Source organism: Rhizobium sp. BK376 (genome assembly GCF_004341625.1).
Taxonomy (GTDB): domain Bacteria; phylum Pseudomonadota; class Alphaproteobacteria; order Rhizobiales; family Rhizobiaceae; genus Rhizobium.
Genome location: NZ_SLZG01000008.1, coordinates 68,388 through 81,943, shown reverse-complemented (window position 1 = coordinate 81,943; position 13,556 = coordinate 68,388). Strand labels below are relative to the sequence as shown.

The 13,556-nt window shown below is 59.8% G+C and carries 12 protein-coding genes; 8 read left to right on the top strand and 4 right to left on the bottom strand.

Annotation, left to right across the window (positions count from 1 at the left end):
- Nucleotide 1: 1 nt before the first annotated feature.
- Both EV561_RS19880 and EV561_RS19875 read right to left on the bottom strand, forming a co-directional pair.
- Complete coding sequence (locus EV561_RS19880) at nucleotides 2-1,267, bottom strand: Gfo/Idh/MocA family oxidoreductase (RefSeq protein WP_132524041.1); 1,266 nt, start codon at nucleotides 1,265-1,267, stop codon at nucleotides 2-4.
- A 61-nt stretch (nucleotides 1,268-1,328) separates the two neighbouring features.
- Entirely contained in the window at nucleotides 1,329-2,762 is a 1,434-nt protein-coding gene (locus tag EV561_RS19875) for a mandelate racemase (RefSeq protein ID WP_132524040.1), read from the bottom strand.
- 535 nt (nucleotides 2,763-3,297) lie between these two features.
- On the opposite strand from EV561_RS19875, the gene EV561_RS19870 reads away from it, so the two are divergent.
- From EV561_RS19870 to ugpC, 6 genes are read left to right on the top strand one after another with little or no spacing between them, the layout of a single operon-like run.
- The gene (locus EV561_RS19870; protein WP_132524039.1) at nucleotides 3,298-4,584 is read left to right on the top strand and encodes an ABC transporter substrate-binding protein; all 1,287 of its coding nucleotides are present in this window, start codon (nucleotides 3,298-3,300) and stop codon (nucleotides 4,582-4,584) included.
- Between the two features lie 58 nt (nucleotides 4,585-4,642).
- On the top strand, nucleotides 4,643-5,554 hold the full coding sequence (locus EV561_RS19865) for a sugar ABC transporter permease (protein ID WP_132524189.1): 912 nt from the start codon (nucleotides 4,643-4,645) through the stop codon (nucleotides 5,552-5,554).
- Nucleotides 5,547-6,431 carry a carbohydrate ABC transporter permease gene (locus EV561_RS19860; RefSeq protein WP_132524038.1) on the top strand — a complete coding sequence of 295 codons (885 nt, stop codon included), beginning with the start codon at nucleotides 5,547-5,549 and terminating at the stop codon, nucleotides 6,429-6,431. The genes EV561_RS19865 and EV561_RS19860 overlap by 8 nt, the downstream gene beginning before the upstream one ends.
- Before the next feature lie 28 nt (nucleotides 6,432-6,459).
- Nucleotides 6,460-7,485 (top strand): Gfo/Idh/MocA family oxidoreductase, encoded by a 1,026-nt coding sequence (locus EV561_RS19855; RefSeq protein ID WP_132524037.1) that lies wholly within the window; start codon nucleotides 6,460-6,462, stop codon nucleotides 7,483-7,485.
- A gap of 6 nt (nucleotides 7,486-7,491) precedes the next feature.
- Nucleotides 7,492-8,562: a Gfo/Idh/MocA family oxidoreductase gene (locus EV561_RS19850; RefSeq protein WP_132524036.1), complete on the top strand. Its 1,071-nt coding sequence runs from the start codon at nucleotides 7,492-7,494 to the stop codon at nucleotides 8,560-8,562.
- Nucleotides 8,563-8,600: 38 nt separating this feature from the next.
- Entirely contained in the window at nucleotides 8,601-9,686 is a 1,086-nt protein-coding gene (gene ugpC / locus EV561_RS19845) for a sn-glycerol-3-phosphate ABC transporter ATP-binding protein UgpC (RefSeq protein WP_132524188.1), read from the top strand.
- A gap of 138 nt (nucleotides 9,687-9,824) precedes the next feature.
- Here the strand turns inward: ugpC and EV561_RS19840 are convergent, their stop codons facing one another.
- Nucleotides 9,825-10,919, bottom strand: a complete 1,095-nt coding sequence (locus tag EV561_RS19840; protein ID WP_132524035.1) for a porin — start codon at nucleotides 10,917-10,919, stop codon at nucleotides 9,825-9,827.
- Nucleotides 10,920-11,317: 398 nt separating this feature from the next.
- On the opposite strand from EV561_RS19840, the gene EV561_RS19835 reads away from it, so the two are divergent.
- Nucleotides 11,318-12,010, top strand: a complete 693-nt coding sequence (locus EV561_RS19835) for a fumarylacetoacetate hydrolase family protein (protein ID WP_132524187.1) — start codon at nucleotides 11,318-11,320, stop codon at nucleotides 12,008-12,010.
- A gap of 14 nt (nucleotides 12,011-12,024) precedes the next feature.
- A complete protein-coding gene (locus EV561_RS19830; RefSeq protein ID WP_132524034.1) occupies nucleotides 12,025-12,555 on the top strand; it encodes a gamma carbonic anhydrase family protein in 531 nt (176 codons plus the stop codon).
- Nucleotides 12,556-12,559: 4 nt separating this feature from the next.
- Here EV561_RS19830 and EV561_RS19825 read toward each other — a convergent pair whose 3' ends face one another.
- A complete protein-coding gene (locus EV561_RS19825; RefSeq protein WP_132524033.1) occupies nucleotides 12,560-13,507 on the bottom strand; it encodes an alpha/beta hydrolase in 948 nt (315 codons plus the stop codon).
- Between the last annotated feature and the right edge of the window lie 49 nt (nucleotides 13,508-13,556).

Genomic DNA, 13,556 nt, shown 5'->3' with positions numbered 1-13,556 from the left:
TCTAAAGCCGCGTATCCAAGAGGTTGAGGCCGTTGTCGTCACCCCATATGTCCGCAATGGAGACGGGTGTGCCTGTGCGGCTGCTTTTCAGTGCCGCGATGCCACAGAGAACAGACATGGCCCCTGCCCGCGATCCTGCACGCTGCCTGAGTTCGTCGTTCGGCCCGGTTTTCAGGAGCATGTTGCGCAGCCGGTCGTCGCCGCCATAATGGCCACCCGAAGAGTAAGGCACCCAGATACGCTCGACTCCGTCGAAATTCTTCATGACGACGATCTCGTCGGCAGGCGGCATAGTCCAGGGCTGCGCCTCGTATTGTCGCAGCTCGATACGGCCCTTGTGACCATTGAAGGCAATGTGGTGCCCTTCGATCGGCATATAGGTATTCAACGAATAGGAGACCTGCACGCCGTTCTGATAACGGATAGAGGCCACCATCGTATCGGGAATGTCGATGCTCTCGCGGAACACACAGGCATCGCGGACATAGCCGTCCTCCGACGAGGGAACCTCGTAAAGGCTCTGGAGCAGCGGCACCTTGCTGATATCGAGAAAATAGTCGCACTCGCCCCTGTGCGGACAGGTGCGACAGCGCTCGCCGCGGAAAGGCCCGTTGCGGCCGTAATGCTTGAGATCGGCGAAAGCCGAGACCGTCTGCGGATCGGAATCCAGATACCAGTTCAGGAGATCGAAATGATGGGTCGCCTTGTGAACGAAGAGGCTGCCGGAATTTTCGACGAAGGCATGCCAGCGGCGGAAATAATCCGCGCCGTGGCTGGTATCAAGATACCAGTGAAAGTCGACCGAGGTGACGTCTCCGATGACGCCCGAATTCAGCAATTCCTTGATCTTTGCCGCCGTCGGCGCGAAGCGGTAGTTGAAGGAAACGTCGAGCCTCTTGCCCGTGCGCTTCTCGGCCTCGAGGATGCGCTTGATCTTGTCGACCGTCGTCGTCATCGGCTTTTCACTGATGACATTGGCGCCCGCTTCCATCGCCTTGACGATCAGGTCGTCATGGGTGGAATCGCGGGTGCAGACGATGACCAGATCCGGCCGCTCGACCCGCAACAATTCGTCGAAATCCGTGTAGATGGGCGCTCTGACGCCGATATATTCGAGTGCCCTTTCGGCGCGCATCCGGTTGAGGTCACAGACGGCCACGAGCTCGACCTCATTGCCCCACCCTTCGATCAGATCCTTGCCCCACATGGTCGTGCCGCGGTTGCCCGCGCCGACCAGCGCATATCGTTTCCTTGATGACGACTGCATATCTCTCCTCCAGAGATGGACGGCGCGTCGGCTCCCGTCCTGAACCATTCAACACAAAATGTCAGGCTTTCGGCGCGATCGGCGAAGGCTCCATGGCACTCCAGTCCGGCTCAACGGACGAGCCGAGACCGATCGCACCGATGACCGAGCCGATCGCGATGCGTCCGCCCTCGATGGCAAGACGCGCACGGCCGTCACGGAGACGGTAAAGGTCGGAATGTCCGGCCGCGAAAGCTGCCTGCTCGGCAAGCGGAGCGCCGGCCATGCCGTCGACATAATGGTGGCCGTTGCGCTCGATATGGGTCATGCCAATCAAAGCCGCGAGCGCGAGATCCTGCTGCACGGCAAGACCCGCCTGTGTGGTCAGGTCCTCGCCCGACATGAAATAGGCGCGGCCATCCTCCGCACTCCACTTCGCGACCCGAGCGCGGTTCAGCAGCGAGCGATAAAAGCCCTTGCAGGATTTCGACGAGATGCCGTCATAGCCAAGTCCCCGCGCAGTGATGAAGGCATCCATCGTGGCGTCAGATTCATCGATCTCGACCGGCTTGAAGGCGGCGAGCGCCGAAACCGGCTTTTCGAAAGCGTGAGCGCGGGCGATCGGCTGTTCAACGAAGAGAATGGAGGCGGCAAAACGAGCAAGCCGCGGCTCTGCCTTGATGCGCATCAGCAAGTCCGCGACGGCCTCTGCGGACGAGAACTGTTCATTGCCATCGAGCGTCACCGAATAGTCCGGCACCTTGGAATCGATGAGCGCAGCGATGCGGCAAAGCCGATCGATATCGGCAACTGGATCGCCCGAGACCTTCACCTTGAAGAAGGTCAGGCCATAGGCGTCGATCGCCTGCTCCAGGCTTTCGGGCAAACCGTCATTGAGCCGATCTTCCTCGGCAATATCGCCCGTGGCGATCGCATCGACCAAGCCGACGGTGTGACGGGCAGCAATATGACTGGATGGCTGTAGGCTGGACAGGAACATCGACAGATCGAAGCCTGTAAGATCGGGAGCGGTAGAGATATCAATGCCAAAACGATTCGCCTGAACCGCCTGTGCAACAGAAATGCCTTCCATGCGGCAGACGGCATCGATGATGGCCCGGTCGGCCAGCGCCAGTCCGAAGGACGCGACGAGCCCGTTCAATCTCTCGGATGCTGCACGCTTGTGATGCTCTGTCTCGACGACTGCGTGGAGCGCGAAGGCGCTACCCAACCCCGCCCCCTGAAGCGAATCGAGGGCAAGCGTCAGCGACCGGCGAAGCTGGTTTTCATTGTCGCCGTTGGAAAGTTCAGGAGACTTGTCGAACCATTTCGGCACCATCAATTCCGCCGCCATACCGTAGGTCGAGCGGCCTGCAGCATCCTCGATGCGGACGCGCAGAAATATCTGCCGCGCCTCGCGCAAGGTCGCCGCACCGAAGCGGAACGGCAGCCGCAGGCGGACCGGGCGTTCAAAGGCCCGCGCCTCGACGAGTCTAATGTTCAAAGGATCAGCCATGGCTCAATCCACCCGAGCGCATGTTGCGGCCGGTCGAGACGGCAGAGGCGATATGACATCAGCCTCCACGGGGAGCCGAAAACGACAGGCGAACATCACATTCCTCCTCCCAGAAGTCTGCAAAATGGAATACATTGAAAAAACAATAGATTACCATTTCAAAGATGTAACTGTACAGTTACAAGATCGACCCGGACACCATCATTTGTCAACTGCCCCAGAAAAAATTTCATGTGGCAACGGAGCGATCGGCAGATCATGTCAATCTGGCCCGGTCGGAACAGCGTGACCTTCTGCCGCAGGCCAAATACCCCTTGCAAAGCCAGTATTGCGGCAATTCTCTCCGTGGAACCACGATGCCCATCCGGATTTGCCTGTCACAAACGGCCCTGCGGCGCGAACAACCCAAAGCTGTTTCGAGCCGATAGTGGAATGATGGCTTGACACGTCTCAAATTCTCTCCATTTTGTAACCAAATAGTTATGTGATGCACAGCAGTCTCGTAGATCATCGGTAAACTGGGGAGGAGACCAGGATGACGTTGACGATAGACCGCCGCCAGCTTCTATGCGGCATGGCAACCACGATCGCCTTCAGCGCCATGGGATTGGCCCCTGCACGGGCCGCCACCTCCATGCGCTTCCTCTGGTGGGGCTCGAAGGAGCGCACCGACAGGACGATGGATGCGATCAAGCAATATGGTGCCAAGAATTCCGATATTACCATCGCCGGCGAATCCTTCGGATGGGACAATTACTGGACCCGTCTCGCCACCCAGACGGCGGGCGGCAATGCCCCCGACCTGATCCAGATGGATTATCGCTATATCTTCGAATATGCCCGCCGCGGCACGCTTCTCGACTTCACGCCCTATATGGGCAAGTCGCTGGCGATCGATGATTTCGGCAATGCCAACATCGATTCCGGCAAGGTCGACGGCAAGCTTTATGGCGTCAATCTCGGCGTCAATTCCAGCATGGTGGTCTACAACACCGATGCCTGGAAGGAGGCCGGCCTCGATCCCCTGCAAGACGGCATGACCTGGGACCAGTTCGCCGATGCCTCCGCCAAGCTCACCGCTGCCAAGAAGCGCCGCACCTTCTATGGATCGCAGGATGCCAGCGGCCTGGAGCCCGCCTTCGAATGCTGGCTGCGCCAGCGCGGCAAGGCGCTCTACAGCAGTGACGGCAAACTCGCCTTCGACGCCAAGGATACAGCCGACTGGTTCACCTTCTGGGCCCATATGCGCGACAGCAAAGCCTGCGTGCCCGCCGACGTCCAGGCGCTGGACCAGCAGACGATCGAGACCAGCACCATCGTCCTACGCAAATCCGCCGTCAGCTTCGCGCACTCCAATCAGTTCCTGGCAATCCAGGGCCTGAGCAAGGAAAAATTCGACATCTTCGCCTATCCGAATGCCGGAGCGAGCGGAAAGCCAGGCCAATATCTGAAGCCTTCGATGTTGATGTCGGTCTCGGCCCAGTCGCAGAACAAGGATGCAGCCGTCGCCTTCGTCAACTATCTCGTTGAAGACCCTGACGGCACCAAGGCGCTCGGCGTCGAACGCGGCGTCCCTGCCTCCGACAAGGTCCGCAAGGCACTGACGGCTGGCCTGGACGATAACAGCAAGCTCGTCGTCGACTATATCGGCCGCCTGACGCCGCAGGTCGGCGCCCTGCCCCCGCCGCCGCCGAACGGCGCCGGCGAAAACGCGTTCCTCCTGAAGAAGATCGCGGAGGAAGTGGCCTTCGGCCGTTCATCCCCGACGGATGCCGCAACGAAATTCACCGAACAGGCAGCCGCAAACATAACGCGAGGCTGAGACCTTGGGCACGCAAACATCAAGCGCCGCCGGCAGCTCCGCTGTCGGCCTGCGCCCCATCGCGCGCAATAGCGAACGAACGAAACCGCCCGGAGCGCTTGCCCGCAACCTGCCGGGATATCTCTTCCTGCTGCCATGGTTCATCGGCTTTTTCGGCCTGACGCTCGGACCGGCGCTGGTGTCGCTCTATCTGTCCTTCACCGACTATAACCTGCTGCAGGCGCCGCATTTCGTCGGCATCGAGAATTACGCCCGCATCGCCGGCGGCGACGACAAGTTTATTTCGTCAATGCGGGTGACGCTCTTTTACGTCGTCTGCTCGGTCCCGCTGAAGCTCGCCTTCGCGCTGATGGTCGCGCTGCTCCTCAATCGCGGCATACGCGGCCTGACCGTCTATCGCGCCATCTTCTACCTGCCGTCGTTGCTCGGCTCCAGCGTCGCGATCGCCGTTCTCTGGCGGCAGATCTTCGACGGCGACGGCGTGGTCAACACGCTGCTCTGGTATGTCGGCATCGAAGGCCCAAGCTGGATCTCGAACCCAGACTATTCGCTCTATACGCTGATCGTTCTGGCAATCTGGCAGTTCGGCTCGCCGATGATCATCTTCCTCGCCGGCCTGAGGCAGATCCCGACGGACATGTACGAGGCGGCAAGCCTTGATGGCGCCTCGAAGACGCGCATCTTCTTCAAGATCACGCTGCCGCTTTTGACCCCGGTCATCTTCTTCAACGCCGTGGTCCAGACGATCGATGCCTTCAAGGCCTTCACCCCGGCCTATGTCATCTCATCAGGCACCGGCGGCCCGATCGATTCGACGCTGTTCTACACACTCTACCTCTACCAGGAAGCCTTCGGCTTCTTCCGCATGGGATATGCAGCGGCGCTCGCCTGGATCCTTGTGATCATCATCGCGATCTTCACCGCCTTCTCCTTCCTGTCAGCACGGTATTGGGTGCACTACGATGACTGATGCGAAGCTTGTTTCCTTCTCCGACGATCTCAACCCGCCGCGCGAGCGCGCCCTCATTCTGTCGGTGCTGATCCATGCGGCACTGATCATTGCCTCGATCGTCATGCTCTATCCCCTGCTCTGGATGCTGTCGGGCTCGGTCAAGGACCAGAACGAGATCTTCCAGAGCGCGTCGCTGATCCCGAGTTCACTCGATTTCAGCGCCTATGTCAGGGGATGGATGGGCGCCCAGGTGACCTTTGGCACCTTCGTCTGGAATTCGGTCGTCATCGCCGTACTCTCGGTCATCGGCAATGTCGTTTCCTGCTCGCTGGCCGCTTATGCCTTCTCACGGCTGCGCTTCTGGGGGCGCGACTTCTGGTTCGCGCTGATGCTGGGGACGCTGATGCTGCCCTATCACGTCACCCTCATTCCGCAATATATCCTCTTCCTCAAGCTCGGCTGGGTGAAGACGATGCTGCCGCTCGTCGTGCCGAAGTTCCTCGCGGTCGACGCCTTCTTCATCTTTCTGATGGTGCAGTTCTTCCGCGGCATACCGCGCGAACTCGACGAGGCTGCGATGATGGACGGCTGCAGTCCCTGGCGCATCTATTGGAAGATCATGCTGCCTCTCTCCCTGCCCGTTCTCGCAACGGCCGCAATCTTCTCCTTCATCTGGACCTGGGACGATTTCTTCGGCCCGCTGATCTATCTGAGCGACATCAATACCTATACCGTCCAGCTTGGACTGCGCTCCTTCGTGGATTCGACCGGCAGTTCGGATTGGAGCAGCCTGTTTGCCATGTCGAGCATTTCGCTGATCCCGGTCTTCCTCATCTTCCTCTTCTTCCAGCGCCTGCTGATCGATGGCATCGCCACCGCCGGCCTGAAACGCTGATGCCAAGACTTATGAAAGGACATGTCGCATGAGCGCTCTGCGCTTCGCCGCCATCGGTCTCAACCACGACCATATCTACGGCCAGGTCAACGTCATGCTGAGGGCGGGCGCCGAACTGGTCTCGTTTTATGCCATCGAGGACGACCTCGCCGCCGCCTTCGCAAAACGCTTTCCGCAGGCTGAGCGCGTAGTCGACCGCAGGCAGATCCTCGAGGACCACTCGATCGATCTGATCCTCAGCGCCGCGATCTCAAGCGAACGAGCGGGCGTCGCAATATCAGCCATGCATCACGGCAAGGACGTCATGCTCGACAAACCCGGCATGACGACGCTGGAACAGCTGGCGGAAGTCCGACGCGTCCAGGCCGAGACCAAGCGCATCGTCTCCATTCTCTATTCCGAGCATTTCGAGACAGCTTCGACAGTCAAGGCCGGCGAGTTGGTCAAATCAGGCGCCATAGGCAAGGTGATCCACACGACCGGCCTCGGTCCGCATCGCCTGCGCAAGCCGACCCGCCCGGAATGGTTCTTCCAGCGCCAGCGCTACGGCGGCATCATCACCGATATTGCAGCCCATCAGTTCGAACAGTTCCTGTTCTTCACGGATTCGCTCGACGTCGAGGTGCTATCGGCGACGGTCGCCAATCGCGCCAATCCCGATACGCCGGAGCTGCAGGACTATGGCGACGTGCATCTGCGTACGCCTGATGCGACGGGCTATATCCGCGTCGACTGGTTCACCCCGGACGGACTGCCGACCTGGGGCGACGGCCGCCTCTTCATCGTCGGGACGGAAGGCTCGATCGAGCTTAGGAAATATCTCGATGTTGCCGGACGCCCGGGCACCGATCACCTTTTCCTCGTCGACCGCAAGGGCATGCAGCACATCGATTGCAGCGATGTGGAACTACCCTACGGCCGGCAGCTTGCTGCCGATATCCGCGATCGCACCGAGACGGCCATGGGCCAGGAACATTGCTTTAGAGCTATGGAGTTGGCGTTGAAAGCTCAAGCACTGGCTGAAGCCACTTCCCAAAGAGATTTTCGAAAGTAGTCGCGCATGTCTGATATCAAAAAAGTCGCAGTCATCGGTCTCGGCATCGGCCGTTCCCACATCGTCGAGGGCTATCTGCCGCATCCCGATCGTTTCGAGGTTGCCATCCTTTGCGATCTCAACGACGAGCGCCTGAACGCCGTCGGCAATGAATTCGGCATCAAGGGACGCACCAAGGATTTCGCCGAAGTTCTCAGAATGCCCGATATCGATATCATCGACATCTGCACGCCTCCCGGCTCGCATTTTGAACTCATCCTGCAGGCTCTGGCTTCAGGCAAGCACGTCGTCTGCGAGAAGCCGCTGGTCGGCTCGCTCGCCGATGTCGATGCGGTTATGGAAGCCGAAAAGACGGCGCGCGGTGTGCTCATGCCGATCTTCCAGTATCGCTACGGCGACGGCGTCCAGAAAGCCAAGCGTATCATTGATGCCGGTATCGCCGGCAAGCCCTATGTCGCGACCTCGGAAACCCACTGGCTGCGCACAGCCGAATACTATGCCGTGCCGTGGCGGGGCAAGTGGGCGACCGAACTGGGCGGCGTGCTGATGACGCATTCGATCCATTTGCACGACATGCTGACCTATCTGATGGGACCGATAGCGGGCCTCTTCGGTCGGGTGGCAACCCGCGTCAATGATATCGAGGTTGAGGATTGCGCCAGCGCCAGCCTGCTGATGGAAAACGGCGCGCTGGCGACGATCAGCGCCACCCTTGGCTCGACTTCGCAGATCAGCCGCCTGCGCCTCTGCTTCGAAAACGTGCTCTTCGAAAGCAACCACGAACCCTATAGCCCCGGTCAGGATCCGTGGACGATTGTCCCGGCCAACGACGAGATTGCAGCCAGGATCGACGCAGTGCTTAAGGACTGGACGCCGGTGCCGATACGCTTCGAGACCCAGATGACGCTCTTCCACGACGCTCTTGTGTCCAGCGGTCCCCTGCCGGTGACAACAGTCGACGCCCGTCGTGCGCTGGAACTGGTGACCGCCTTCTACGAGTCATCGGAGACTCGAACGGAAGTTCGATTCCCCGTCGGCCCGGAGAGCCGGAAATACAAGAGCTGGAGGCCCGCATGAACCTGCATGTCGCAACGTCGGACCTGAAGGAGAAGACCATGGCAACGAGCGTTTCCCTGCAGAAGGTCGTCAAGCGCTACGGCGAATTTCAGGTCGTGCACGGCATTGACCTTGAAATCGAGCCGGGAGAATTCGCCGTCTTCGTCGGCCCGTCCGGTTGCGGCAAGTCCACGCTCCTGCGCATGATCGCCGGCCTCGAGCCGATCTCGGGCGGATCGCTGCTGCTGGATGGCGAGAGAATGAACGACGTGCCTGCCGCCAAGCGCGGCATCGCGATGGTCTTCCAGTCCTATGCGCTCTATCCGCATATGACCGTTTACAAGAACCTTGCCTTCGGCCTGGAAACAGCAGGCATGAAAAAGCAGGAGATCCAGCCCCGCGTCGAACGGGCAGCCGATATCCTGCAGATCAAGCCGCTTCTGCAGCGCAAACCCAAACAGCTCTCCGGCGGCCAGCGCCAGCGCGTCGCGATCGGCCGGGCGATCGTGCGCGAGCCCAATATCTTCCTCTTCGACGAGCCGCTGTCCAACCTCGACGCCGAACTGCGCGTGCAGATGCGTGTTGAAATCGCCCGGCTTCACCAGAACCTCGGCAACACCATGATCTACGTCACCCACGACCAGACGGAAGCCATGACCATGGCCGACAAGATCGTGGTGCTGAACGCTGGGCGTATCGAACAGGTGGGCGCGCCGCTCGACCTCTACAACAAGCCGACGAACAAGTTCGTCGCCGGCTTCATCGGCTCGCCGAAGATGAACTTCATCGAGGGAAAAATCGCCGGCACCGAGGATGGCGCGACGACGGTCGAAATCAACGGAAAATCGGTGCGGCTTCCCCGTCACCTTGCCTCAGCCAAGACCGGCGATCCCGTGACCTTCGGCGCGCGCCCTGAGCACCTGACGGTTGCCGATCGCGGCGTTTCGCTCGGTGAGGCACGCGTCGATCTCGTCGAACATCTCGGCGGGCAGACCGTACTCTACACGTCCCTGAAGGGTGGGCAGACGCTGACTGTCGCGCTGGAGGACCAGCAGCCCATGCGCGCCGGCGAAACGGTGACGATCAGCATCGATCCGGAGCGCTGCCACCTCTTTGCCGCTGATGGCACCGCGCTATCTCTTTGATTTCCGCAATTCCGGACGCAAAACCGTGTGACACTTTTGCTGGAATTGCTCTAAGCACCCCATCGCCGACACTGGCGTCTGCATAGCAAAAGGCCCGGCAATATGCCGGGCCTTCTCTTCGCCGATAATTAGGTCAAATCAGAAGTTGCGCTCGAAGCGAAGGATACCGGCAACGGTATCGTCGTTGATCGAGTCGTAATGGACGTAGGTCAGTTCCGGCTCGACGAGCAGGTTCTTGACCGGATTGAACTTCAGGTTCGTCGTGGCTTCGAAGATCTTCGAATCCGTGTAGGCCAGTTGCAGGTTCCATTTCAGCTTGTCGTTGAACGGAACGCCAACGCCGCCCCACAGAGCCCAATCACCCCAGCCGCAAAGTTCAGGGTGATCAACCGGGCAAGCCGATCGATCCTGGTTTGTGCCGGCATACTTGTTCAGCTTGTCGCCATCCGTGTTCCAGCCGCCCATCAGGAAGGCTTCCACGCCGCCCAACTTGGCGTCGATACGAGCCTTGATGGCGCCTTCTTCGACGATCGAGTCGTAACCGCCAACGATCTTGAAGCCGAGCGTGCCGGTCGTGTAGCCGAGACCCGCGACAACGTCAGGAGCGTAGTGGTTTTCCTTGTCGTCGGTCCACCACGAAGCGCCGTACGAGGCGTCGCCGGTCGAGGTCGAGTTGCTGTCTTCCAGCGAGATCACGCCGGTGAAACCGGTGCCGCTGTCGTAGTTGTAGGTCAACTGGTTCAGTTCGTAAGGACCGTCATAGATCACGTCGTCGTTGATGACGTCGCCAGCGTAACCCGCATAGAGGTTATACTGCGAATCGAGCTTGCCGACCGTGAAACCGCCAAGGCTGATATTGGCGAACAGGAGCTTCGAGGAGGTGCTGCCTCCGTCGTTCCATTCCCAGCGGAAGATGGTGTTGGTCTTCAGAGCGCCGAATTCGGTATCCGTCGCTGTATCGATATTGAGCTCGGTACGGTCATGCCAGAGCGTGCCAACGCGGCTGCTCGGGTTGTAGGCGTCATACCACTCGCCTTCGGTGCGGATCTTGCCGCCGATCTTGATGCAGGTCTCGGTGCCCGGAATGTAGAAATAGCCAACCCCGTAGGCATCGCAAATGCGGACGTAGTTGAGCGGTTCAGGCTCGGCGGCGACAATCGCATCTGCAGCGTGAGCGCTGGATGCTGCTGCGAGTGCAGCAGCGGAGCCAAAAAGAAGCCCCTTGATATTCATCAGTTACTCCAATTCGAAATGTCGGATGGAAGATCAGGATTTCGCAATAGATTTTGCGCCCTGTCGCGCCTCCTCCAGACGGTTTCTTTCGGTGGGAGCAATCAAGCTCCACGGCCCAGTGCTAGGCCCCCGGGGCGTGATTTGGCAATATGCTAAGTCAGGCAAACTATTTTTGCCGGTATCGAAAAGGCGCCGATGTTGCAAATGAAGCACAGCAGATTAGAAAGATTTTCCAAACGTCGAGCCCGAATCAAACCTCCCCGGCGTTGCACCCAAGACACAGTCAAAAAATCGGATGCGGCAAAATATCCGGCTTAGCCGATTTCAGTCCGATAGCGTTTGCGCTAGCGTGCCGCCGAGTGAGATTGTCGACGCCTCCACCAAGTGAGCCCACAATGATTGAAAATCCGAAGACTGTTATCCCTTTTCCGAAGCCCGTTCTCTTGCCGATCGAGGGAAGCGACGCTGCTTTTCCGGTGCGACGCGTCTACTGCGTCGGCCGCAACTATGCCGACCACGCGATCGAGATGGGACATGACCCGAGCCGCGAAGCGCCGTTCTTCTTCCAGAAGAACCCCGACAATCTGCTGCAGGGCGGCGATTTCCCCTACCCGTCGCTATCGTCCGACGTCCATCACGAAGTCGAACTGGTCATCGCGCTGAAGGCCGGCGGCGCTGACATCAAGGCCGAAAAGGCAATGGATTGCATCTACGGCTACGCCGTCGGCATCGATTTCACCCGCCGCGATCTACAGGGCGAGGCCAAGAAGGCCGGACGCCCCTGGGAGATCGGCAAGGCGTTCGAGCATTCCGCCCCCGTCTCCAGCCTCGTCCCCGCCGAGCGGATCGGCCATCCCGACAAGGGCGCCATCTGGCTGGAACTCAATGGCGATCGCGTCCAGAATGGCGACTTGAACCAGATGATCTGGAAAATCCCGGAGATTATCGCCGAGCTCTCGAAGCTCTTTACCCTCGCGCCCGGCGACGTCATCATGACGGGCACGCCCGCCGGCGTCGGGCCGGTGAAGAAGGGTGACCGCATCATCTGCGGCGTCGACGGCGTCGGCACGCTGACGCTCTCGGTAATCTGACCGAGGAGGAAATCATGCCGCTCTACGCGCTTGCCGACTTTGCCCCGAAAACCCCGCCTTCCGATCGCTTCTGGCTGGCGCCCGACGCCTTTGTCATCGGTCAGGTGGAGATCGGCGAGGATGTCGGCATCTGGTTCGGCTCCGTTTTGCGGGGCGACAACGAGCCGATCCGTATCGGCAGCGCGAGCAATATTCAGGAAGGCGTGATGATCCATACCGATCCGGGCTTCCCGGTCACGATCGGCGAAGGCTGCACCATCGGTCACCATGCGATCGTCCATGGCTGCACGATCGGCGACAATTCGCTGATCGGCATGGGCGCGACCGTCCTGAATGGCGCAAAGATCGGCCGCAATTGCCTTGTCGGCGCAAACGCGCTGATCACCGAAGGCAAGGAATTTCCGGACGGCTCGCTGATCGTGGGCTCGCCGGCAAGGGTGGTCCGATCGCTGGATGAGGAACAGGTGGAAGGGCTACGCCGCTCCGCTCGCAACTACGTCGCCAACTGGCAGCGTTTTGCCCGCGATCTGCGACGCATCGACTGAGACGTCAAACCGTCGTCAGCATGCCGTTCACATGCAGCCAGGTCTCGACAAGCTGCGCCCAGCTTCTAACCGCCGGGCGCGTTTTCCCCATGCCCCAGCCATGGCCGCCCGATTGGAAGATGTGCATCTCGGTATCGACCCCCGCCTGACGCAGCGCATGAAACATCATCAGAGTATGGTCGACCGGCACGATCGGATCATCCATCGCGTGGGCAAGAAAGATCGGCGGCGTCTCCTTCGTCACGTGCTTTTCGACCGAAAACATCTCCCGCATATCTTCGAGCGGATGTTTGCCGCAGATCTTGAGGCGACTTTGTGTCTGGTCGAAAGGCGCCGTCATAGTGATGACGGGATAAAGCAGGGTGCCGAATGCGGGCTTGAAAGGTTCCTGATCCATATCGTCCACCGGCGTATAGAAGCTCTCAGCCGCACCGGTCGCCAGCATGCCGGCTACATGTCCGCCGGCAGAAAAGCCCACGACCCCGGTTCTTGCCGGATCGATCTGCAGTCGCGCGGCCTCGGACCGCAACATGCGCAGCGCCCGGATCCCGTCGAGGAACGGAACATGGATGCTCCAACCTTCCTGGGGCACGCGATAGACCAGTTCCACCGCGGTAATGCCGCGAGAAGCGAAATATATCGAGGCTGGGGTACTTTCGTTGACGATATCGACCTTCTCGTAGCCACCACCGGAGCAGAGCAGCATGGCAGCCCCGCTCGGCTTGTCAGGCTTGTGCACGATCATGCGCGGTGTAGAAATCTGTGTCAGCGCGCCGCGTGGCGTCAAATCTTCACTCGCCGCCGGCCCTGCGCCGCCGGGAGGACGGCCGGGCCAGAGATTGATGATCTCAAGGTTAGGATCGGGTGTCGAAGCGACTGCTACTGCCTTGGATTGCGAAGCTGCCGCGGCCAGAGCAATGCCGGCCAGAAAATTCCGTCTTTTTACATCCATAATCCGCCTGCCTCGCCCAACAAACTGTGCTGAGCGTATGCCACATGTT